23 protein-coding genes are annotated in these 21,128 nt (G+C 31.5%); 13 read left to right on the top strand and 10 right to left on the bottom strand.

The window, feature by feature from the left end; translation table 11 throughout:
- Nucleotides 1-78: 78 nt before the first annotated feature.
- The 3 genes from HYN86_RS06080 (at nucleotide 79) to HYN86_RS06070 (ending at nucleotide 4,763) form a co-directional block, all read left to right on the top strand.
- Nucleotides 79-1,320, top strand: coding sequence for an efflux RND transporter periplasmic adaptor subunit (locus HYN86_RS06080; RefSeq protein ID WP_113677233.1), 1,242 nt, complete (start codon nucleotides 79-81; stop codon nucleotides 1,318-1,320).
- Nucleotides 1,321-1,492: 172 nt separating this feature from the next.
- Nucleotides 1,493-2,200 carry an ABC transporter ATP-binding protein gene (locus tag HYN86_RS06075; protein ID WP_113677232.1) on the top strand — a complete coding sequence of 236 codons (708 nt, stop codon included), beginning with the start codon at nucleotides 1,493-1,495 and terminating at the stop codon, nucleotides 2,198-2,200.
- A gap of 130 nt (nucleotides 2,201-2,330) precedes the next feature.
- Entirely contained in the window at nucleotides 2,331-4,763 is a 2,433-nt protein-coding gene (locus tag HYN86_RS06070; protein WP_113677231.1) for an ABC transporter permease, read from the top strand.
- Nucleotides 4,764-4,827: 64 nt separating this feature from the next.
- Here HYN86_RS06070 and HYN86_RS06065 read toward each other — a convergent pair whose 3' ends face one another.
- Nucleotides 4,828-6,423 carry a L,D-transpeptidase family protein gene (locus tag HYN86_RS06065; RefSeq protein ID WP_113677230.1) on the bottom strand — a complete coding sequence of 532 codons (1,596 nt, stop codon included), beginning with the start codon at nucleotides 6,421-6,423 and terminating at the stop codon, nucleotides 4,828-4,830.
- A 426-nt stretch (nucleotides 6,424-6,849) separates the two neighbouring features.
- Here HYN86_RS06065 and HYN86_RS06060 point away from each other — a divergent pair, with 426 nt between their 5' ends.
- The 4 genes from HYN86_RS06060 (at nucleotide 6,850) to HYN86_RS06045 (ending at nucleotide 9,401) form a co-directional block, all read left to right on the top strand.
- Entirely contained in the window at nucleotides 6,850-7,977 is a 1,128-nt protein-coding gene (locus HYN86_RS06060) for an Mrp/NBP35 family ATP-binding protein (RefSeq protein ID WP_113677229.1), read from the top strand.
- Nucleotides 7,978-8,091: 114 nt separating this feature from the next.
- Nucleotides 8,092-8,331, top strand: coding sequence for a NifU family protein (locus tag HYN86_RS06055; RefSeq protein ID WP_095953617.1), 240 nt, complete (start codon nucleotides 8,092-8,094; stop codon nucleotides 8,329-8,331).
- Between the two features lie 213 nt (nucleotides 8,332-8,544).
- Nucleotides 8,545-9,024 (top strand): hypothetical protein, encoded by a 480-nt coding sequence (locus tag HYN86_RS06050; protein ID WP_113677228.1) that lies wholly within the window; start codon nucleotides 8,545-8,547, stop codon nucleotides 9,022-9,024.
- Between the two features lie 59 nt (nucleotides 9,025-9,083).
- Entirely contained in the window at nucleotides 9,084-9,401 is a 318-nt protein-coding gene (locus HYN86_RS06045) for a 2Fe-2S iron-sulfur cluster-binding family protein (RefSeq protein ID WP_057121545.1), read from the top strand.
- Between the two features lie 103 nt (nucleotides 9,402-9,504).
- On the opposite strand, the gene HYN86_RS06040 is transcribed toward HYN86_RS06045, so the two are convergent.
- On the bottom strand, nucleotides 9,505-10,188 hold the full coding sequence (locus tag HYN86_RS06040) for a DUF6058 family natural product biosynthesis protein (RefSeq protein WP_113677227.1): 684 nt from the start codon (nucleotides 10,186-10,188) through the stop codon (nucleotides 9,505-9,507).
- Between the two features lie 300 nt (nucleotides 10,189-10,488).
- Here HYN86_RS06040 and HYN86_RS06035 point away from each other — a divergent pair, with 300 nt between their 5' ends.
- The 4 genes from HYN86_RS06035 (at nucleotide 10,489) to HYN86_RS06015 (ending at nucleotide 12,948) form a co-directional block, all read left to right on the top strand.
- Nucleotides 10,489-10,947: a hypothetical protein gene (locus HYN86_RS06035; RefSeq protein WP_113677226.1), complete on the top strand. Its 459-nt coding sequence runs from the start codon at nucleotides 10,489-10,491 to the stop codon at nucleotides 10,945-10,947.
- Nucleotides 10,948-11,116: 169 nt separating this feature from the next.
- The gene (locus tag HYN86_RS06030) at nucleotides 11,117-11,653 is read left to right on the top strand and encodes a hypothetical protein (RefSeq protein WP_113677225.1); all 537 of its coding nucleotides are present in this window, start codon (nucleotides 11,117-11,119) and stop codon (nucleotides 11,651-11,653) included.
- Nucleotides 11,654-12,187, top strand: a complete 534-nt coding sequence (locus tag HYN86_RS06025; RefSeq protein ID WP_113677224.1) for a hypothetical protein — start codon at nucleotides 11,654-11,656, stop codon at nucleotides 12,185-12,187.
- A gap of 467 nt (nucleotides 12,188-12,654) precedes the next feature.
- On the top strand, nucleotides 12,655-12,948 hold the full coding sequence (locus tag HYN86_RS06015; RefSeq protein ID WP_113677222.1) for a hypothetical protein: 294 nt from the start codon (nucleotides 12,655-12,657) through the stop codon (nucleotides 12,946-12,948).
- 203 nt (nucleotides 12,949-13,151) lie between these two features.
- Here the strand turns inward: HYN86_RS06015 and HYN86_RS06010 are convergent, their stop codons facing one another.
- The 7 genes from HYN86_RS06010 to HYN86_RS05985 all read right to left on the bottom strand — a co-directional run bounded on the left by HYN86_RS06010 (nucleotide 13,152) and on the right by HYN86_RS05985 (nucleotide 19,080).
- Entirely contained in the window at nucleotides 13,152-13,481 is a 330-nt protein-coding gene (locus HYN86_RS06010) for a DUF4303 domain-containing protein (protein ID WP_205334635.1), read from the bottom strand.
- Between the two features lie 10 nt (nucleotides 13,482-13,491).
- Entirely contained in the window at nucleotides 13,492-13,656 is a 165-nt protein-coding gene (locus HYN86_RS21055; RefSeq protein ID WP_205334634.1) for a hypothetical protein, read from the bottom strand.
- A gap of 187 nt (nucleotides 13,657-13,843) precedes the next feature.
- Entirely contained in the window at nucleotides 13,844-14,236 is a 393-nt protein-coding gene (locus HYN86_RS06005) for an SMI1/KNR4 family protein (RefSeq protein ID WP_113677221.1), read from the bottom strand.
- A gap of 128 nt (nucleotides 14,237-14,364) precedes the next feature.
- A complete protein-coding gene (locus tag HYN86_RS06000) occupies nucleotides 14,365-14,874 on the bottom strand; it encodes an SMI1/KNR4 family protein (protein WP_113677220.1) in 510 nt (169 codons plus the stop codon).
- Between the two features lie 120 nt (nucleotides 14,875-14,994).
- Nucleotides 14,995-15,984, bottom strand: a complete 990-nt coding sequence (locus HYN86_RS05995) for an aspartate-semialdehyde dehydrogenase (RefSeq protein ID WP_057115858.1) — start codon at nucleotides 15,982-15,984, stop codon at nucleotides 14,995-14,997.
- A 175-nt stretch (nucleotides 15,985-16,159) separates the two neighbouring features.
- Nucleotides 16,160-16,543 (bottom strand): large conductance mechanosensitive channel protein MscL, encoded by a 384-nt coding sequence (mscL, locus tag HYN86_RS05990; RefSeq protein WP_113677219.1) that lies wholly within the window; start codon nucleotides 16,541-16,543, stop codon nucleotides 16,160-16,162.
- Nucleotides 16,544-16,611: 68 nt separating this feature from the next.
- Nucleotides 16,612-19,080 carry a bifunctional UDP-N-acetylmuramoyl-tripeptide:D-alanyl-D-alanine ligase/alanine racemase gene (locus HYN86_RS05985; protein ID WP_113677218.1) on the bottom strand — a complete coding sequence of 823 codons (2,469 nt, stop codon included), beginning with the start codon at nucleotides 19,078-19,080 and terminating at the stop codon, nucleotides 16,612-16,614.
- A gap of 132 nt (nucleotides 19,081-19,212) precedes the next feature.
- Here HYN86_RS05985 and HYN86_RS05980 point away from each other — a divergent pair, with 132 nt between their 5' ends.
- On the top strand, nucleotides 19,213-19,818 hold the full coding sequence (locus HYN86_RS05980; protein WP_230406435.1) for a hypothetical protein: 606 nt from the start codon (nucleotides 19,213-19,215) through the stop codon (nucleotides 19,816-19,818).
- Here the strand turns inward: HYN86_RS05980 and HYN86_RS05975 are convergent.
- Nucleotides 19,813-20,517: a porin family protein gene (locus HYN86_RS05975; protein WP_113677217.1), complete on the bottom strand. Its 705-nt coding sequence runs from the start codon at nucleotides 20,515-20,517 to the stop codon at nucleotides 19,813-19,815. The genes HYN86_RS05980 and HYN86_RS05975 overlap by 6 nt on opposite strands.
- Before the next feature lie 223 nt (nucleotides 20,518-20,740).
- On the opposite strand from HYN86_RS05975, the gene HYN86_RS05970 reads away from it, so the two are divergent.
- Nucleotides 20,741-21,094, top strand: coding sequence for a hypothetical protein (locus HYN86_RS05970; RefSeq protein WP_230406434.1), 354 nt, complete (start codon nucleotides 20,741-20,743; stop codon nucleotides 21,092-21,094).
- Nucleotides 21,095-21,128 lie beyond the last annotated feature (34 nt).

The raw sequence follows: 21,128 nt of genomic DNA, 5'->3' as shown, positions 1-21,128 counted from the left end.
TTTAAAATCAATACTTTACAAATAATAAATTTTATGGCACAGTATTTACCTATTGATTACCAGTAAAATAAATTAAAAATGGACAAGATAATTCCTCGTAAAAGTAAAAAATTTAGGTATCTCGCAATAGCAATTGCTGTTTTTTTAGTTTTGCTGGTAATCATCACTTTTGCTTTTAGTTCGAAAAGAACCTTAAATGTAAAAACAGACGAACTGGTAATTCAAAAAGCAGAAAAAGCCTTTTTTGAAGATTTTGTAGTTTTTCAGGCAAAAGTTGAACCTTTAAATGTAATGCTGGTAAACGTTACTGAAGGCGGTTCTGTAAAAGAAATTTTTGTAGAAAACGGCGCCATGGTTACCAAAGGACAATCGCTGGCCCGACTTTACAACCCCAATACAGAATTGAATTATCTGACTCAGGAAACTGCGATTATCGAGCAGATCAATAATTTAAATACCGGGAAACTAAATATCCGAAATCAGGAATTAAACTTAACTAAAGATTTCGTTTTAATCGAACATGATTACAACGACGCGAAAAGATTATATGACATGAATTCTAAACTTTTTGAGAAAGATGTGATTTCGAAAAATGACTGGAATACGTTTAAAGAAAGTCTGCGTTTTCAGGAAGAACGCAAAAGAACTATTCAGCAGAGCATTCAAAAAGAAAAACAAAGCAATCAGGTTCAGATTTCTCAAATTAACCGTTCTATCCAAACGATGGAAAAGAGTTTAGAAATTCTCAGAAACAATAAAAAGAATTTTTTAATTACAGCACCTGAATCTGGAAGATTAACTTCTTTTGAACCTGTTTTAGGAAAAACTTTTCAGGCAGGAGCAAGCATCGGAAAAATCGATTCTAATAAAGGATATAAACTTATTGCAGAAGTAGATGAGTTTTATTTGGAAAAAATTAGAGAAGGATTAAAAGGCCAAGTTGAATTTAAAGGAAAGAACCTTGAAATCATGGTTACAAAAGTAATTCCTGAAGTAAAAAGCGGCCGATTTACTGTAGAGCTAGCATTTATATCTAAAGAAACTATAGTATTACAAGACGGACTTAGTTTTGGCGTAAAATTGATTTTATCTGAAAAAAACAAAACACTGGTAATTCCGCGAGGAAGCTTCAATCAAGAAGCGGCAGGGAAATGGATATTTGTAGTAAAAGGGAATAAAGCCGAAAGAAGAAATATAAAACTAGGCCGTGAAAATCCTTCTTATTATGAAGTTTTAGAAGGCTTAAAAGAAGGCGAATCTGTAATTACTTCTTCTTATTCTGATTACAAAGACATTGAAGAACTTGCACTTGACAAATAGTTTGGTTTCAAGTTTCAGGTTTCAAGTTTCAAGTTTCAGGTTTCAGGTTTCAGGTTAACGCAGTAAACCAACTTGAAACCTGAAACTTGAAACAACAAAAACAAAAAAAATATCATCGTTTCAATCATCAATCAAAAAACATATTTAACAACATTTCAAAACCTTAAAAATTATGATCACAATTCAGAATTTAACCAAAGTTTTTAGAACAGAAGAAATCGAAACTGCTGCTTTAAGCGGAATCAACTTAGAGATAAAAAAAGGAGATTTCCTAACGATTATGGGGCCTTCTGGCTGTGGAAAATCTACTTTATTAAACATCATTGGACTTCTTGACAGTGCCAGCAGCGGCAGCTATAAATTATTAGATCAGGAAATGATTGATCTAAAAGAGAAAGGAAGAGCAAAAGTGAGAAAAGAAAATATTGGTTTCATTTTTCAAAACTTCAACTTAATCGATGAGCTTTCGGTTTATGATAATATCGAACTGCCGCTTCTTTATAATAATGTGAAAGCTTCTGACAGAAAACAAAAAATCGAGGCTATCGCAGAAAAACTAAATATCTCTCATCGTTTGAAACATTTTCCGCAGCAGCTTTCGGGCGGACAGCAGCAAAGGGTTGCAGTTGCAAGAGCTTTGGTAAATGATCCTAAAATCATTCTTGCCGATGAGCCTACTGGGAATTTAGATAGTAAAAATGGTAACGAAGTAATGGAACTTTTAACCGATTTACATGCTAAAGGTGCTACAATTTTGATGGTTACCCACTCTGATTATGATGCTTCTTTTTCGCAAAAAACCATTCATATGAAAGATGGAGTTATATTTTCTGAAAAATTAAATCAGCGAAATGTTGATGTTTTTATGGACGCTAAATAATTAAATAATGATTAAAATTATTGTTACTGCACTGGTAGTTCTGGTAGAACTTGCCTGCAAAATTTTCACTTTGATCTAAACCTAAAAGGTTTTACAAAACTGCCATACCAACTAATAAATAGACAACAAAATGATTTTTAACTGGTTTAAAATATTTATATATCATTTAAAACAAAACAAATTGTTTTCGTTTTTAAATGTTCTCGGATTAAGTATCGGAATTGCGAGCGTAATTTTTGCTATTCTTTATTGGAATAACGAACATGCTTACGATCAATGGAATCCGGAGAAAGAAAACTCTTTTCAGGTTTTAAACAAAATTGGAATTACCGGCGATACCTGGGCTTCAAGTTCGGTCCCGTTTGGAAATACCTGCAAAGCAACGATTCCTGAAATAGAGAATATATGCTTTATGAATATCTGGTACGATCAGGAAATTGTTAAGTACCAAGACAAAAAAATATTAGACAAAAAGATTTTTTATACAGATGAAAACTTCTTCGAATTTTTTCCTTTTGAAATTCTGAAAGGTGCTAAGAAAAACATTTTAAAAGAAAAAAATAGTGTAGCCATTGCCGAAGATCAGGCAAAATTACTTTTTAAAGATGAAGATCCTATTGGAAAATCTGTTCAATACAACAATAAAACCTACATCGTACGATCTGTTTACCGTATTTCGAAACCTTCTTCTGTTGAGCCTAATTTTGTTTTTAACGGAATTGTTCGCGAAGGAGATATAAACAGCTGGGGGAATTTTAATTATGGTTTAATGATTAAAATTAAACCTGGGGCTGATCCGGTTTTGGTTCAAAAAAAGATGCAGCATGTAAATTTTGTCAACCGAACTTTAAAAGAAGCTAAAGAGAGCGGCAAAACTACAGCAGAATATATTAAAGAATTTGGAGAAATTACGGTGATTCTGGATCAATTAAAAACGGCCCGCTTAAACGGCACAAAAAGTTCTGGAAATCAAAATTTTCCTGAAGGAGCGGGTAACTTAAAACTGCTTTATATTATGGGCGGTTTATCGATTTTAATTTTGGTTTTATCATTAGTAAACTATGTCAATCTGGCGACTGCATCGGCTATAAAACGTGCTAAAGAAGTTGGGGTTCGTAAAATTGTAGGAGCTTCTAAAAAACAGATTGTTTTGCAGTTTATTTTTGAAACTGCCATTATCGTAACGCTGGCAATTTTGTTTGCATTAGCAATTGTAGAACTTTCATTACCTTATTATAATACCTTTTTGAACAAAACATTGACCCTGAATGGCAGTGAGTTTTATTTGCAGCTTATTTTGATTTTTGGATTAGTAATCATCCTAGCTGGTTTTTTCCCTGCCATTTATATTTCAAATTTTGAAACCTTAAAAGTTTTAAAAGGTAATTTTTCAAGAAGCAAAAGCGGTATCTGGATTCGGAATTCGATGCTTATTTTCCAATTCGGAATTGCCGCATTTTTTATCATTGGCGCATTGATTGTGAATTCGCAGGTCAATTATATGATGAATAAAGATCTTGGCTTTACCGGCGATCAGGTTATTTCTATCCCTTTCAACAAACCAGATAGAATTAGAAGAACTGAACAATATCTGACTGCAAAACAAGAAATTTCTAAAATTTCTGGAGTCGTAGATGTTTCTACTTTTGCAGGAACTTTTGGAGGAAGCACCAATTCCAGCTCAGGGTTTACGCATAATGGTATTTTTGTACAGCCTAGAAATGTAGAAATGGATTTTAATTTTCTAAAAATGATGAATATTAAAATCGTTGAAGGCCGTGATTTTTCTCCAAAATATGCTTCGGATACTATAAACAGTATGCTAATGAATGAAACCTTAGTGAAAGCTTTAGGTTTAAAAAAGCCCATAAATACGATTATAACTTCTGGCTGGAGTATGGGAGACGGAGAAAATTTGAAGTTTAAAATTGTTGGAGTTGTAAAAGATTTTCATATCACTGGATTACAAAGTAAAGTACCGCCAATGGTTTTTATTAATCTTAAAACTTTAGAATGGAACAATTTTAATAATGTCTATGTGAAAGTTTCTCCAAATAATTTAAGCGAGACGTTAGAAAAATTAAAAGCGTATTGGGAGAAAAACGTAAATGCCGATTACCCTTTTGAATATGAATTTGTTAATAAAGGTTTTGCCAAAACTTATGCCGAACAAATAAAACAAAAAAACCTGTTTTTCATTCTTAATCTGGTAGTAATTATAATTGCAATCTTCGGATTGTTTGCTTTGGCATCATTTTCGATGGAAAGAAGACTGAAAGAAATCGCCATTAGAAAAACATTGGGTGCAGAAACCGATATTCTTTTAAAAGAATTATCAAAACAATATATTGTATTCTGCTTAATAGGTTTTGGGATTGGAATTGTTCCTGCCTATATCTTATTGCAAAAATGGCTTGAGGATTTTGCTTTTAGAATCGGAATTTCAACCCTTCCGTTTGGTATTGCGCTGATTTCTCTTTTGGTTTTGACATTAGTAATTGTTTTAACAAAAGCATTTCAGGTAACTAAAATAGATGTTTTAAAATATTTAAAATACGAATAAGCTTGTAGAACCATTTTTTTTAAAACCCGACAGATTGACTAAAGATCTGCCGGGTTTTTTATTTTTAATGCATCGTAACAGAATCTGAATAAAGCAGTTTATCTAAACTCTCGTCGCGATCGTATACATCTGGAAAAAAATTCACTTCACCATTATCCTGAACCCAAGCCGTAAAGTAACCAATGTAAACCGGAATTTTATTCTTAAGCATGCAGGTTGTTTCTTTTTCACCGCTCATTGCTTTATCAATTTTATCTGCCGGCCAGTCTGGATCATCTTTTAAAATTGCCAAAGCTAATCCTTTCGCTTCTTTTACATTTATACAGCCGTGACTGAAAGTTCGTTTTTCAAATTCAAACAAACTTTTTGCTGGCGTATCATGCATGTAAATATCATTCGGATTCGGAAACATAAATTTGACTAATCCTAAAGAATTCTTAGGTCCCGGCTTTTGTCTAACTTTCCCGCCATTCCACTCCATATTGTGTTCTGCCAAATAATTTTTATCATTAGCAATCTGAAGTTTTAGTTCATTTTGAATAATGCTGTTTGGCACATACCAGTAGGGACTAAAAACAATTCGATCCATATTACCGCTAAAAATAACCGTTTCGCTCAGCCTATTTCCAACAAAAATATCAGAAACGAAATCATATTTACCATCTTTTACATAAAACATTCTAAAGGAAGGAATATTAACCATCACATATTCATTTGCTTGAGCCAGTTTGGTGGGAATCCATCTGCATCTCTCCATATTCAGCACTATGGTTTTAATTCGTTTGGAGATGGGTTCATTCATTTGATTGATGTGATCTATCGTCAGCACATAATTTAATTTTAAATTGTACCTCTTTTTATAATTCAGTACGCCAGCCATCAACTCTTCGTCATAAACATCACTTTTAGAATCTTGCTTTAGATCTCCCACAACAAATAAGCGATTTCTAATTTGCTGAATGGCAACATCTTTCGCATCAGGTCTAAATTCTTTAAAATTAGCGCTGTCAATTGTAATTTTCTGCCAGAGATTGTCTTTTTCTATTTTACGGTATTTTTTTAAGGCATCCTGCAGTTTATAATATTGACTAAATAATAAGTAATCATCTTCATTTAATCGATTTGTATCGACAATTAAAGAATCTAAAATTCGGGAATACGAAATGGTTTTTGCAGGTAAGTACCAGCCAATTTTTTTTAAAGTCGCTGGGTCTACACCAGAATAAACATTACTTGCGTAGAAAATATACATACTCGTTAAAAGCAGCTCTGTATCAATTTGAGGCGGATCAACATTATCACTTTCGTTAAAGGCTTGATCAATTACCTCTTTGTAAGGCATTTTGCTGTCTATCCCTTGATCCTTTAAAACATTCACTTTTTGATACAATAAGGCACCAAATTCGGTTATGCTTTTATCATCATACCAAATCGATTTATACTGTTTGTTTTTGTAAATATCCTCGACATCTTTTTGATATTTTTTTAGTTTCGGATATTTTTTGAAGAAGGCATTTATAGCAGCCGCATCTATAGAAATTACCGAATAGGTGTAGACGGCTGCAACATCTTTATTTTCTTTTTTAGCTGAATATGAGTTAAATGAAAATGCAAAAAAGCTAATCGCAATTAGGATTGTTGAAGAAGTAAAATTTCGCATATTTTTAAAGTTTAAATGAAGAAAAAAATCTTTGTAAAAATATCGAAAACCCAATAAAAACTCCTAAAAAACAAGTTTTCAATATATTTTTTCAATGTCTGGAAATCATCGATTTGGGCTATCAAATATAAAGAAGATTTGCGAGAATTTAATTCTAAAAAGCAGAAAATTTATACAAAAAAGTTAATCTGTACTTTAGCTGAAATCTATTTTTATTAGAATGTTCCCATGTTTTCTTTGATTTTATATTCAGAAAAATATCAAAAAAACTTTGAAGCATAATTTTGAATAATCTCTATATCAATAATTACAATTCAAAATCGCTTAATTACGAACTTAATCTGTTATCTTTGCACCCTGAAATCAGTTTAAATAAGGATAATCTTTAAAACTGGCTTCTCAGAATAGAAAAATAGCCCATTTACAATGAAATTAGATAGAAAAGAAATTCTAAAAGCATTAGAAACAATTACTATTGCTGGAGAAGGAAAAAATATGGTTGAAAGCGGTGCTGTAACCAATGTTATTACTTTTGGTGACGAAGCTGTTGTTGACTTAGTACTGCATACACCTGCGATGCATATTAAAAAAAGAGCTGAAGACGATATTAAAAAGACGATTCACGATTTAATATCTCCAGATGCTAAAGTAAAAGTAAATATTAAAGTAGAATCTCCAGAGAAACCGGAAATAAAAGGCCGTGCCATTCCTGGAATCAAAAATATAATTGCAGTTGCTTCTGGTAAAGGAGGAGTAGGAAAATCTACTGTAACTGCAAATTTAGCGGTAACGCTGGCAAAAATGGGATTTAAAGTTGGTGTTCTAGATGCCGATATCTACGGTCCTTCGATGCCGATTATGTTTGACGTTGAAAACGAAAAACCAGTTTCGATTACTGTTGACGGAAAATCAAAAATGAAACCTATTGAAAGCTATGAAATCAAAATGCTTTCTATCGGATTTTTTACTGCTCCAAGTCAAGCTGTAATCTGGAGAGGTCCAATGGCGGCAAAAGCATTAAATCAAATGATTTTTGATGCAGATTGGGGAGAACTAGATTTTATGCTTCTTGATTTACCTCCAGGAACTGGAGACATTCACTTATCTATCATGCAGTCTTTACCAATTACGGGTGCTGTTGTAGTAAGTACTCCGCAGGCAGTGGCATTAGCTGATGCTAAAAAAGGAGTTGCAATGTTTATGCAGGATAATATTAATGTTCCTGTTTTAGGAATCATTGAAAATATGGCGTACTTTACACCAGCGGAATTACCTGATAATAAATACTATATCTTTGGACAAGAAGGTGCTAAAAACCTTGCAGCAGACTTAGATGTACCATTTTTAGGAGAAGTTCCAATCGTACAGTCAATTCGTGAAGCGGGAGATTACGGTCGTCCGGCAGCATTACAGACAGATTCTCCTATAGAAAAAGTATTCGAGGAAATTACACGCAATGTTGTACAAGAAACTGTAAACAGAAATGAAAGTTTACCAGCAACAGAAGCTATTAAAATTACAACAATGGCAGGCTGTTCGGCAGTAAAAAAATAATGAGATAATTGAGAGAAGACTAATGAGATAATTTGAAAATTAGACAATTAGATAATTTTACTCCAAGTGAATTTTCTGATCTTCTAATTGACACATTTTCTAATTGATAAAATTATGACAACAGAAGAATTAACAAATAATGTTTTATTGGCCTTAGACGAGATTAGGCCTTTTCTAAAATCCGACGGAGGAGACATTTCATTAATTTCTATTGAAGAAGATAAGCATGTAAAAGTTCGTTTGGAAGGAGCTTGTATCAGCTGCAGCGTTAATCAAATGACATTGAAAGCTGGAGTAGAAACAACTATAAAAAAATACGCTCCGCAAATTGAAACTGTGGTAAATGTAATGTAACAAAACCTCGATTTTTTACCCTTTTTGAATTTTACGTATTTAACAAGAATAATAAGCCTTATTAATTTTTGTTTAAAGATTTAATAAAAAAAGACCCTTAAAAATAGCTTTTTTGTCACATTCATAAAAAACAACTCAAAGTTTTAAGATTTTTTGTTAAGGAATTGTTACATTTTTAACTTAAATTTGTCACATAACCCTTAATCTTAAACTATGAAAAACTATTACGCTCTTATTTTATTATTGTTTTTTGTTTCTGCAAATTATGCTCAAAGCAAAAACGTTATTGTTGACAAAGCTTGGGTAAGCGAATCTGAAGAATGGACGGATTTTCAATATGCTGGAAAAATTGTTTTCTCAATTAATCCGAATGAAGAGCCAGGATCATTAAGAATTGGAAACTACGATTTCTTGTATGACTTTACAGATGGTAAAGGTAAATTTTCAAGCAAAGCAACTTATAGCTCAGCTGAATTTTCGCATCCAAGAAAAGTTTCTGCATCGACAGACAAACAAGGTGTATTAAACACAACCTATGAAGGAACTTTGGTTTTCCAATCAGACAAAGATTATTATTCTGTTATTGCAGTAATAACAATCCTTGAAAAGAATGAAAACGTTCTTGGAGTAAAAATGAAATTAAAAGATAACAATAGAAAAGAGTACGCTTTTAGTACTAAGCCTGCTAGTTAATATAAATAAAGGATTTTTTCACGTTATAAGATCCTGCCAAAAAAATTCCAATAATTAAAATGGATGTATTAATAAAAATCAAAGATCGAGAAGGAGTTATACACGAATTACAAGCTCCGACTGATATGGCAATGAATATAATGGAGTTATGCAAAGCATATGAACTTCCTGTTGAAGGAACTTGTGGCGGAATGGCCATGTGTGCTTCCTGCCAATGTTACGTTCTCAATGATGTTGCATTACCAGAAATGGGGGATGAAGAAGAAGCTATGCTTTCGGAAGCGTTTTATGTTAAATCTAATAGCCGTTTAGGCTGTCAGATTCCAATTACTGAAGATTTAGAAGGACTCGAATTAGAACTAGCTCCTGAATATTAAAAAATAAGAAAAAGCGAGAATTTAAAAGTTCTCGCTTTTTTTATGTCTATAGCTGTAAACCCGACAGGTTTTAAAAACCTGTCGGGTTTAAACATAGAAGTGATTAATAATCTTTTTTAATCATATCCTCCAAAGAAAACTCTTCTAACAGTTTATCCAGATATTTTCCTCTACTGCTTAATTCTCGTTGATAGGGTGCAAAATTACTTGTTGCTTTATTAAACTCATCATTTAATTTCTTTAAACGATTTTCCTGTTCTTCTGTTGTATAAGAAGATTTATTTTCAATAAAACCCAAGATTCTTTTTATAGCAATTTCCTTTTCAATAATATTCTTTTCATTATTATTCAAAGTACAGATTCCGTAAACACCTTTACAGAAATAATCCCACTCTTCTTCTAATGCCTGATCTATTTTTTCGGCGTTTATTACTCCATTTTCGTCAAAAACATTTCCGTATGCATATTTTTTTTGAGCGTGATTTTTAAGATTCGTCAGCAAGTTTTCCTTGAATAACGTTTTGAATTTTTCTGGATTTGAAATCTCAGCATTCTCTTTTATAAACTGTAAAACACTTGGATGAAAATACTTTCTTTCAATAGTAACATTATAGCTATCATTTAAGGAAGAACTAATTGTAATATCTGATTTTATACTATAAGAAGCCTCCGGAACAAGTTTATTTTCAATTAACTCACTTAGTTTGTCTGAAGAAATTTTTGCTTCTCTAATCACTTCCTCAAACTCAACATAATTTGCTGTTATGTATTTTAGATTCAAATCCATTTTTAGTTTTTTTGTTCGATGAAATTAAGATTTTATTTCCATTTCCAATCTAACTTAGAAAGGAAATCGATTTTTTGTTTTTCAGTAATGGTATATTATTAATTAACCTTAATAAATTTATTCAAAACTACATTTAATCAATTTTTCAAGTAATATGGAGATGGTTTAAAACTATCATAATAAGACATTTTCAATGAAACTAAAAAATACCTTTTTATAATACTACAATATCTTTTCGAAGCTATTTAGAAAATATTACAGGCTAATTTTATAGCTTAATTAAAACTGGCTTCTGATGCTATGAAAAATTTCTTTTACAGCGTACTTTTATATTTACTTTTACTTTCATGTGACAGCAGCAGACCTGCAAGGGCAATTTCAAATCTTCAGCCGCCGAAAGACACGACTATAACATACCCCTTTAAAACTGTCATTCAATCTTATAATAACGGTGCACAAGCTTTTTATATAAATGGTAAAATAGAAAAATGTGTAATTTATCTTTATGGCGGAGAGTCTGGACATTCAGAACAGGTTTATATCTTTCGAAACAATCATATTGAGATTACACAACAATTTCGTAATTATAAATTTGATGACTTGAAGAACCAGGATCCAGAAATGTCCGAAACAGAAAAAGAACTCGATTGCAGTATCGATTACAAAGGAGCAGTGATAGCCCCCGATCCTTTTGAACAGAAAAAATATTACAATGTATTCAGGAAACTAAAGAAAGTAGTTCCTTTTGAGTTGAAATAATGAAATTACTCCATTTATATATCCATAAATACCCTAAACTATTATTATTATAACTTTTTAAGGCAATTTTGAAATTCTTCTTAAGATTACTTTTACGCTAAATTAAAATCAGTCTAAAATTCATTAAGCCTGGATTTAGCATTAGAATTATATCTTAAAATTAAATAAAATGAACAAATTTCTAAATTACATTAGCATTGCAGTAGTGGTTTTCACTTTATTCTCATGTAATAAAAACGAATGGACACCAGACAAAGAAGCTGAGTTTAAAAAAGACATGAAAAAAGGATTATTAGCCCAAGGACAAGGACTGTTTTCTGATGAACAGGCTGCACATGTTGCCGATTGTGTTTTTGAAAAAATAAAAAGCAAAGATTTAAAACCAAATGATGCTAAAAAGCCTGAAACTTTAATCCAAGTACAACAAATGGGTAAGGAATGTGCTCAAGAAGCACTTTCAAAAACTAAAAATGGAACAGATAATAGCTGGAATCCTGAAATTGAAAAAACGTACAAAGCTATTTTGAAAAATACTTTTATTCAAAGCGGTGTAGAAAGCAGTAAAGCGACTTTACTTGCAGATTGTGCTATTGCTAAAATGAAGGAACAAAATATTGGTCCTGCAGATTTACAAAATCCTAAAAATAGCGATATAGTTCAAAAAATTGGAAAAACTTGTGGGGAGGAATTATTAAAAAAGAAATAAATGATTAAATATCTAAAATATATTAGCATCACAGTGATTGCTTTTGCATTGTTCTCATGTAAAAAAAATGAATGGACACCAGAAAAAGAAGCTGAGTTTAAAAAAGGAGTAAAAGAGAGATTAGAAAAAGGTTCTTTCAATGAAAACCAAATTAATTATATAGCTAATTGTACATTTGAAAAAGTTAAAAGCAAAGACTTAAAACCAAATGACTATGAAAAGCCTCAAACTTTAGAAGTAGTAAAAAATATGGAAAAAGAATGTAGTAACGAATCTTATGAAAAAAGTTTAACAAGAGAGGATATTGCCCGCGTTTGGAATCCAGAAATTATAAGATCGTACAAGAAAATTTTAAAACCTATTTTTATTCAAAAAGGTTTTAAGGATGACCAAGCTTCTTACATTGCAGATTGTACTGCTTACACATTATTTCAACAAAATGTAACCATTGCAGACTTACAAGATCCTAGATATCAAAATTTAATTGAAAGAGTTGGAATGTTTTGTCAACAAGAATTGATAAGGCAGAATTAAGAGAACGAGAATTTAAGAGTTCTCGCTTTTTATGTGTATACTAAATCCGACAAGTTTTAAAAACCTGTCGGGTTTATACATATAAGTGATTAAATAATCTTTTTTAATCATATCTTTCGAAGAAAAATCTTCTAACAGTTTATCTAGATATTTTCCTCTATTGCTTAATTCTCGTTGATAAGGCGCATCGAAATTCATAAATTCAGATTTTAAACGCTAAGCTGCCATTTATTAAAAGTATTTCTCATAAAAAATAATTGCATTACTATATAAATGAGCATTCAACTATTAATTGACTTTAAAAATACTTCTAAAAAAACTCCATCAATCCTTAAAGATCTTAAACCATATTGAAATTTTTAAATCTTAAGAACAAATACCCTATTATAACATTCAAATAACTTTTAGTAGTTATTTAAAGCTTTTATTCAGAATACTTTTGTGGGTTAAATAATAAATCAAACAAAATGAAAAGACTTAAATTTTACATTAGTATTGCTGTAGTATCAATTACATTATTTTCTTGTAAGAACTACAAAGAATGGACACCAGAAAATGAAAAAGAATTTAAAGAAAGTTTTCAAGCAGAAGTACAAAAAGACGGCTCATTAAACGAAGAAGACGCAAAATTTACCGCAGATTGTATCGTTGAAAAGGCAAAAGAGAAAAATCTTTCACCTGATGATTTGGAAAAGCCAGAGAATGAAGCTGTATTTGTTGAAATAGTAACAAAATGCACACTTGAATCTCAGAAAAAATAAAATTAAGAAATAGTATAAGCTTATTTTTTCTAAGCTTATCCTTAAATTCTAATTGAAAGCAAGAACCTAAATTCTTGCTTTTTTTATTAAATCCAACAGGTTTTAAAAATGTCGGGTTAGATCGTAAGTCAATTGATAGTATAAAATCAAAAAAACCGTAATTACATACTGTAATTACGGTTTTCTCTTTTATAACATTTTATCTATTTATTCTCACTTCTTTTATTCTCAACTCGTAACATTCTTTGTTCAGCATCTTCAAAATCTTCATCATGATCAATGCAAAAGGATATAAAATTTTCTGTTTTAAGTATATTTTTATAAACTTCTGAATGTCTAAATTCAATCATACATTCACAAAAAAGCTCCATTAATTCTTCAACAAAAAGATTCCAAGATTTATAATCGTCATCTGGCAAAGCATTAAATATTCTGTTTAATTCTTCTTCTGATACAACATTAATTGTATCAAAACACTGATATTCCCAATCACCTGTATTATACTTTAAACCTTTAACAGCTTCATCAGACATATAATTCTCACTATAAATTTTTAATTGTGTTAAAACATAAATTAATTTCCGCGTATTCAGCATTACAATCATAGGCAAAAGCATAAAATTCAAGATTTGGATTTTGTGATAAAAACTCCTGTACACCAATAATGGTAAAATCGATAAGCTGCTGTTTTATTTGATATCTATCCATATTTTTATAATTTAACTTGGTAAAAGTACTTTTCTCAAATTATTAAAACATCTAAAAAAAGTCATAAAACAAACATAATAAGCCATTTATAAAATCAAAAAAAAACGTAAGTACATTACTACAATTACGGTTTTCTCTTTTATATCATTTTTAACAATTATAAAAGCAGATTTTAAACAACTGATTATTATTGAATTAATTCATTTATATTTTCTGCAGCTTGTTCATAATCTCCAGTCTCATGATGCCACAAATAAATATACTCACTTAATTTTTCATTATTATCTGAAAGAAGAATTAAGTGATCACCACAGCCGTTTCCCGCAATAGCAATTGCATTTACTGGAAAATAAGCCCATTCTCTAGCTTGTTTGGTTTCTAAAACTATATGATTGCAAGTTCTGCTTATTCTCTTTTTATCGCTTTTATCAAAAAACGGATAAAGATTCCAATTATCGTTTTCGGTTACACCTTCACCTCCATTTTCTGCTGTCATTTTTTCTTTGAATAAAGCAGGAAAGCTAACTCCTAATTCTTCTTCGGTTTCAATTATATATTTTAGGTCGACAGGAAATGCCATAAATCTTTAATTTAAATCAATCTATCAAAATAGCTTTTAGAAATAATTATCATCTTGAGTGAGTCATAAAACCCAAAAAGGCCGTAACTACATTGATGCAATCACGGTTCTTTTGTTTTTATTTTTCTTTATTTATTTTTCATGAATTCTTCTGGATCAAAAGGCTCAAATTCTCTTTCTGTAAATGCTTCTGTCAAAATTCCAGACGAACATAACCAAGTAATGGCTTCTTCTAAGGTATTTCCAGCTTTATAAATCATTTCACTGTTTCGAGGCAGAATGTAATATTGACTGTTTAGAAGAATGATTTCATCACCATCAAAAGTATCGCCTATTCTAATTGATTTAAAAACTTCATCTTTAGTCAAAATCTCTTTTCCTTCATCCCAAAACCAATATTCTTTTATACGGTTTTTCCATTCTTCAAGAGTTAAAACGATGGTTTCAGGAAGATAAACCCTTACATAAGTTCCTCCTAGAATACCACTTCCGTATTTTTGAACGTAATCTTTATAATCTTCATCAAAAGTGACATTTAATGTTTTTTCGCAAGCCAGAATCTCTTCTTCATCGGCTAGAAATAAGTCAGTTTTACTGGTATTGTAGTTCGGAATTATTTTGTAGTTATCGAAATTCATAAAATTCAGATTTTAACCGCTAAGTTACTATTTATTAAAAATATTTCCCGTAAAAAAGCCGTAATTACAATCTTGCAATTACGGCTTTCTCTTTATAACAATTTTATTTAATCTCTCAGATTATACCAAACCAGCTTGAATTAAATATTCAGCGATTTGAATCGTGTTTGTTGCAGCGCCTTTTCTTAAGTTATCGGCAACGATCCACATGTTTAATGTATTTGGCTGGCTTTCGTCACGACGGATTCTTCCAACAAAAACATCATTTTTACCTTCTGCGTATAATGGCATTGGATAAGTAAAGGTATCTAAATTATCCTGTACCACAACTCCATCAGTATGGTGAAGGATTTCGCGAACTTCATTTACATCAAAATCATTTGTAAACTCCACGTTTACCGCTTCGCTATGTCCGCCTACAACTGGTACACGAACTGCAGTAGCCGTAACTCTAATAGTGTTATCACCAAGAATTTTTTGAGTTTCGCGAACTAATTTCATTTCTTCTTTAGTGTATCCGTTTTCTTCAAAACTATCGCAATGTGGAATTGCATTTCTGTGAATTGGATATTTGTAAGCCATATCACCTTGAATTCCTGCGTACTCATTTTCTAATTGTTTTACCGCTTTTACACCTGTTCCAGTAATCGATTGGTAAGTAGAAACAATGATTCTTTTAATATTGTATTTTTTGTGCAATGGAGCCAAAGCCAATACCATTTGAATTGTAGAGCAGTTTGGGTTTGCAATAATTTTATCTTCTTTTGTTAATACAGAAGCATTGATTTCTGGAACTACCAATTTTTTAGTAGGATCCATTCTCCATGCAGAAGAGTTATCGATTACAGTTGTTCCAGCTGCAGCAAATTTTGGAGCCCATTCTAAAGATGTATCTCCACCTGCAGAAAAAACAGCGATATCCGCTTTCATATCAACAGCTGTTTGTAAGCCTACTACTTTATACTTAGTTCCTTTATATTCAATTTCTTTTCCTACTGATCTTTCAGACGCAACCGGAATTAATTCTGTAACAGGAAAATTTCTTTCCGCTAAAACTTTAAGCATTACTTCGCCAACCATTCCGGTAGCACCTACAACTGCAATTCTCATTTCTATATTTTTAAATAATTCAATAATCAAATTTTATAGGGCAAAAATAAGTATAATAAAAGTCTAAACAATGTGATTCACAAAAAATAACAAAATGTTACAAATTAAACATTTTGTAAAAAAACCGCCTCTTTAGAAGGCGGTTAATTTAGACTTAGTGTAGCGGTATTATATCTTATTGTTTATTTTTCAATAAATCCCTAATTTGAGTAAGCAATTCTTCCTGAGTTGGTGCTGCAGGTTGATTTGGTGCTGGTTCTTCTTTCTTTTTAAGACTGTTCATTCCTTTAATTACAAGAAATAAAACAAATGCCACAATGATAAAATTAATTACTGCCGAAAGAAACAGACCGTATTTTACACCTCCAAATGCCGTTAGCTCTTCTATTTTAGATAAATGAGCTGCATCTAATGCCGGTTTTAATACTAACGGTGTAATTACATCTTCAATAAATGAACTTACAATTTTACCAAAAGCAGCTCCAATAATTACAGCAACAGCAAGGTCAACTACATTACCTTTCATTGCAAATGCCTTAAATTCTGAAAAAAATCCCATATCGTATCTATTTACATTTATAATAATTGAATATCGAAAATACGCAATTTTATTGAAAATTCTTAAGATTATCTGAAAAATACCCTCTTAACACGTTGCGAAATACTCGTCATTATCTCGTATGGAATTGTTTTTAAGGCTGCAGCCATTTCGATAACAGTTGGACTTTCTCCAAAAATAATTACCGAATCGCCTTCTTTACAATCTATATTGGTTACGTTTACCATTAACATATCCATACAAACGCTTCCAACGATTTTGGCTTTTTGATTTTTGATGGTTACAAAACCAACTTCATTTCCCCATAACCTTGCAATTCCGTCTGCATAACCAATTGGGATTGTCGCAATTTTGGTTTCTTTTTCAGCCATAAAACGACGTCCGTAACCCACGCTGTCTCCGGCTGGAATGGTTCGGACTTGAGAAATTATCGATTTCAAAGTCCCAACATTCTCTAAATATTTTTGTTCTGATGGATCGTTTGAAACTCCATACAAACCAATTCCTAAGCGCACCATATTATATTGGGCATTCGGGAAATTACTAATTCCAGACGTATTTAAAATATGACGAATTGGGTTGATGTTTAATTCGCTTATTAATTTGGCAGACAATTTCTCAAATAAATAAATCTGCTGATTTACAAAATCATAATGTTTTGGATCATCGCTTGTTGCCAAATGTGATAGAATACTTTGAACACGAACGGTTGAATTTCCTTTTAAAGCAGTAATCAATTCATCGATTGTATTTTCTTCAAAACCTAAACGATGCATTCCAGTGTCAATTTTTACATGGATTGGAAAGTCTTTCAGATTCTTTTCTCTCGCTATTTTCAAAAATGCATTTAGTCCTTTAATACTATATATTTCAGGTTCCAGCTGGTATTGTATTATCGAAGGAAAACTTGTCGATTCTGGATTTAAAACCATAATAGGCAGCTTTATACCGCCATTTTTAAGTAATATTCCTTCATCGGCGAAAGCCACACCTAAATAATCTACTTTATGATGTTCTAATAATTTGGCAATTTCCAAACCTCCGTTTCCGTAACCAAAAGCCTTAACCATTACCATCATTTTGACATTTGGAGCCAGTTTTGATTTGTAATAATTAAAGTTGTGGCTTATCGCATCTAGATTAATTTCAAGAACCGTTTCGTGTGTTTTCTCTTCGAGAAGCGAAACAATTTCTTCAAAATGAAACGATCTTGCTCCTTTAACCAAAATTGTTTCATTAGCAAAATTCAAACTTTCAATGGCCTCTATAAAATCATTTTTAGTTTGAAAAATAGTAATATTTGAGAATTTTGAGGCAAAATCACTAATGGTTTCTCCAATTCCAATTACTCGGTTAATTTTGTTCGACGCAATTAAGTCGGCAACTTTTGAATACAATTCGTCGTTTGAAAAACCGCTTTGAAAAATATCCGATAAAATAACCGTCTTTGAAGCATTCTTTTTTTGACTTTCTAAGAAGTCTAAAGCGATTTTAAGCGATTGAAAATCGGAGCTGTAACTATCATCTATTATACTGCAGTTGTTAATTCCGTTTTTGACTTCAAGCCTCATTTCAACTGGATAAAGCATCTGAATTCGACTCTGAATCATTGCCTGATTATAATTAAAATGCAACAAAACCAACAGACAAGAAACAGCATTTTCAATAGAAGCCGAATCGCTGAACGGAATTTCTAAATCAAAAATTTCATTTTGATATTGGTATTGAATATGGGTGTGGTCGTTTTTACTTTCTTTTTTCAGAATAAAAACATCAGCACTTTTATCGTTAAAGCTCCATGAAAAAAGTTTTCGAGGATGAATCATATATTCTGCTGCAAATTGAGTCAGACAAGAATCTACAACTTCATTTTTTTGGTAAATAATGACTGGAGAATCCTTAAATAAAAGCAGTTTTTCATCAATCTTCTGCACTAAATTTAAAAAACCTTCATCGTGCGCACTTCCAATATTTGTTAAAACGCCAATTGTAGGTTTAATGATTTTTTCGAGATTAACCATTTCGTTAACCGTCGAAATTCCAGCTTCAAAAATTCCTAAGTTATGTTTTTCGTTAATAGCAATTACCGAAAGCGGCACGCCAACCTGCGAATTGTAACTTTTTGGACTTCTTATAATATTATATTCGGGACTTAATAAAAAATTAAGCCATTCTTTAACTATGGTTTTTCCGTTACTTCCCGTTAACCCAATAACTGGAAAATGAAAAAGATTTCTATAATATCCTGCAAATTCCTGCAGTGCATGGAGCGCGTTTTCAACAACCAAAAAATTGGCTTTTCCAGAATAATTTTCTGGAATATGCTGCACAACAAAATTCTGAACTCCTTTTTCGATTAAATCGGGAATAAACAAATGAGCATCATTATTAACTCCTGACAAAGCGAAAAATAATGTTTGCGATCCGTTTTGCAGCGAACGGCTGTCGATCGAAATATGATCGATAAAAACGGCATCACTTGAGTCAGCCCATTTGGCATTAAGAACTGAGACTACGCTTTTTAAATTTATACTCATTTAGAAATATCTTTTTTTCAAAATTAAGACATTAAAGGTAGAAAAGAGTTGTGATTTTCTTAAAAAATAAAGCCGTTTAGCTTCCTTATTTATATTTCTGTATATTTGTTTTGTACCACAAATTTGAGCATTTTGAAAAAGTTACTTCCCATATTCTCCTATATACTACACCCGATTTTTATATCGCTTTACGCCACTTTGTTTTATTTATTTTACAAAGGAGACCTTTTTAGCACGCAGGAAAAATATTTTGTTTTAATTCAGATCCTTGTAATCAATGTCGTTGTGCCAGTGTTGTTTTATTTACTGCTGCGATCAACAGGACATGTAAAATCGGTTATGCTGAGCCAGACTTCAGAACGTACCATTCCTTTAATTTTACAGTGCTTTTTGTATATTTTACTTGTAAAACGAAGTATTGTTATTACAAGATATCCAGAACTTCATTTCTTTTTTCTGGGAGCATTGTTTAGCACAATTCTGGCTTTATTATTTACGCTTTTTAAAATTAAAGCAAGTCTGCATATGGTGGCCATTTGTGGTTTTACCATTTTTGTAGTCGGCCTAAATATTCACTTTCAGCTGCATAACCCATATTGGCCTGCACTGCTTATTTTATTATCGGGAATCGTTGCGTCATCCCGTTTAGAAATGAATGCACATACGTCTCGAGAAATATTAATTGGATTGTTTGTTGGAATAATGCCGCAGCTTTTATTTCTATATTTATGGTTATAAAATATAAAAGATCAACCCAGCATTTAAGGTTTTCAAATTAATTTTTTCGCCAGAAATTGTGGTAGCGGAATTAAACAAAGGATTTAAACCGTAATAGATATAAATATTCCAAGTATTGTATCCCGCTGCAAGATATGGTCCGTATTGAAACTTATTGATATCTGAATTATTATTGATTTTATAAGTAGTTTCACCATCGTCTAGAATTGATGAATTGGAAAAAACGTAACTCAATTTTACACCACCATAAATACGCCAGAACCTAGTACTGTCAAAAGTCGAATTACGCCATCTAAATTCTATTGGAAGGTCTACAGAATATTGTCTGTAACGATTAGATACAAATTCACTGTAACTGTTTACGCCATAAATTATTGCTCCAGCACCATCGCGAGAAATGTTTAGATTCTGATAATAATTTTGGTAACTCAGTCCTAAACCGGTAGCAATTGCCACCGTTCTTTTTTTATTTAAAGGCATATCCCGCAAAAAACCTGCTGAAAGTCCTAAAGAAAATTTATTCTGTTTGAACTGCGTGGGAATATCAGTAAACATATTATAAGTCATCGAAAAGAAAAATTGATCCTCTCGATACAAAGAATCTATTTTTACAATTGGTTTTATTTCAGGCTTAACTTCTTCCTGTGCCAAAGAGCTAAAAAAAGTAATTAAAAATAAGCAGCTGAAAATAATTCGCATATTCGGGATTGGTTTTAAAATGTTTATTAGAATAAACGCTTATCTGCGCTTATTTATTTCATATACAAATATAACATAATGCTTTTTGCAGCAGTAATAAGAATTATAAATATTCTGTTTTTGCTGGAGAATAAAATTAATCGCTGCGTATTTTTCAATAAAACCCAAGATACTGGTAAAAAATAAATCAATTTTGTTTTTATCTTTTATACCTTTGCAGGAAATGAAGAAAAAGCAGCTCATATTAAGTTTATCTTTTGCTGTAACAATATTGTTCTCAATATTGTTTCAGTCGATACACAGTTACGAGCATATTGCAAAACAGCTTTCAGAGAAACAGTGTCATCATAAATACAATGATCCTAATGGCGAAATAACGCATCAGCATCATGATTATGAAGTTTGTTTTGTTTGTAATTTTGCTTTTGAGTCATTTATTGTTCCGCAGAGTTTCTCTTTTCAGTTTTATTATTTCAACAGCGATATTCCTTATTTCTTTCCGCTGTCAGAAAAGATTTTTTCTATTCCCAAAAACGCTTATTTATTACGCGGGCCGCCTATAGCTATAGTTTCTTAAGATTTACCAATTCACATTCTTTTTAATGTAAATT

Origin of the sequence: Flavobacterium fluviale, from assembly GCF_003312915.1 — a bacterium.
Classification (GTDB): Bacteria; Bacteroidota; Bacteroidia; order Flavobacteriales; family Flavobacteriaceae; genus Flavobacterium; species Flavobacterium fluviale.
The sequence above is the reverse complement of the archived record's forward strand: the minus strand, read 5'-3'. Positions and strand labels throughout refer to the sequence as shown.

Bases quoted from the DNA above. Each gene is read 5' to 3' on its own strand.
- HYN86_RS06080 (WP_113677233.1), top strand. From the start codon at position 79: ATGGACAAGATAATTCCTCGTAAAAGTAAAAAATTTAGGTATCTCGCA.
- HYN86_RS06075 (WP_113677232.1), top strand. From the start codon at position 1,493: ATGATCACAATTCAGAATTTAACCAAAGTTTTTAGAACAGAAGAAATC.
- HYN86_RS06070 (WP_113677231.1), top strand. From the start codon at position 2,331: ATGATTTTTAACTGGTTTAAAATATTTATATATCATTTAAAACAAAAC.
- HYN86_RS06065 (WP_113677230.1), bottom strand. From the start codon at position 6,423: ATGCGAAATTTTACTTCTTCAACAATCCTAATTGCGATTAGCTTTTTT.
- HYN86_RS06060 (WP_113677229.1), top strand. From the start codon at position 6,850: ATGAAATTAGATAGAAAAGAAATTCTAAAAGCATTAGAAACAATTACT.
- HYN86_RS06055 (WP_095953617.1), top strand. From the start codon at position 8,092: ATGACAACAGAAGAATTAACAAATAATGTTTTATTGGCCTTAGACGAG.
- HYN86_RS06050 (WP_113677228.1), top strand. From the start codon at position 8,545: ATGAAAAACTATTACGCTCTTATTTTATTATTGTTTTTTGTTTCTGCA.
- HYN86_RS06045 (WP_057121545.1), top strand. From the start codon at position 9,084: ATGGATGTATTAATAAAAATCAAAGATCGAGAAGGAGTTATACACGAA.
- HYN86_RS06040 (WP_113677227.1), bottom strand. From the start codon at position 10,188: ATGGATTTGAATCTAAAATACATAACAGCAAATTATGTTGAGTTTGAG.
- HYN86_RS06035 (WP_113677226.1), top strand. From the start codon at position 10,489: ATGAAAAATTTCTTTTACAGCGTACTTTTATATTTACTTTTACTTTCA.
- HYN86_RS06030 (WP_113677225.1), top strand. From the start codon at position 11,117: ATGAACAAATTTCTAAATTACATTAGCATTGCAGTAGTGGTTTTCACT.
- HYN86_RS06025 (WP_113677224.1), top strand. From the start codon at position 11,654: ATGATTAAATATCTAAAATATATTAGCATCACAGTGATTGCTTTTGCA.
- HYN86_RS06015 (WP_113677222.1), top strand. From the start codon at position 12,655: ATGAAAAGACTTAAATTTTACATTAGTATTGCTGTAGTATCAATTACA.
- HYN86_RS06010 (WP_205334635.1), bottom strand. From the start codon at position 13,481: ATGTCTGATGAAGCTGTTAAAGGTTTAAAGTATAATACAGGTGATTGG.
- HYN86_RS21055 (WP_205334634.1), bottom strand. From the start codon at position 13,656: ATGGATAGATATCAAATAAAACAGCAGCTTATCGATTTTACCATTATT.
- HYN86_RS06005 (WP_113677221.1), bottom strand. From the start codon at position 14,236: ATGGCATTTCCTGTCGACCTAAAATATATAATTGAAACCGAAGAAGAA.
- HYN86_RS06000 (WP_113677220.1), bottom strand. From the start codon at position 14,874: ATGAATTTCGATAACTACAAAATAATTCCGAACTACAATACCAGTAAA.
- HYN86_RS05995 (WP_057115858.1), bottom strand. From the start codon at position 15,984: ATGAGAATTGCAGTTGTAGGTGCTACCGGAATGGTTGGCGAAGTAATG.
- mscL (WP_113677219.1), bottom strand. From the start codon at position 16,543: ATGGGATTTTTTTCAGAATTTAAGGCATTTGCAATGAAAGGTAATGTA.
- HYN86_RS05985 (WP_113677218.1), bottom strand. From the start codon at position 19,080: ATGAGTATAAATTTAAAAAGCGTAGTCTCAGTTCTTAATGCCAAATGG.
- HYN86_RS05975 (WP_113677217.1), bottom strand. From the start codon at position 20,517: ATGCGAATTATTTTCAGCTGCTTATTTTTAATTACTTTTTTTAGCTCT.
- HYN86_RS05970 (WP_230406434.1), top strand. From the start codon at position 20,741: ATGAAGAAAAAGCAGCTCATATTAAGTTTATCTTTTGCTGTAACAATA.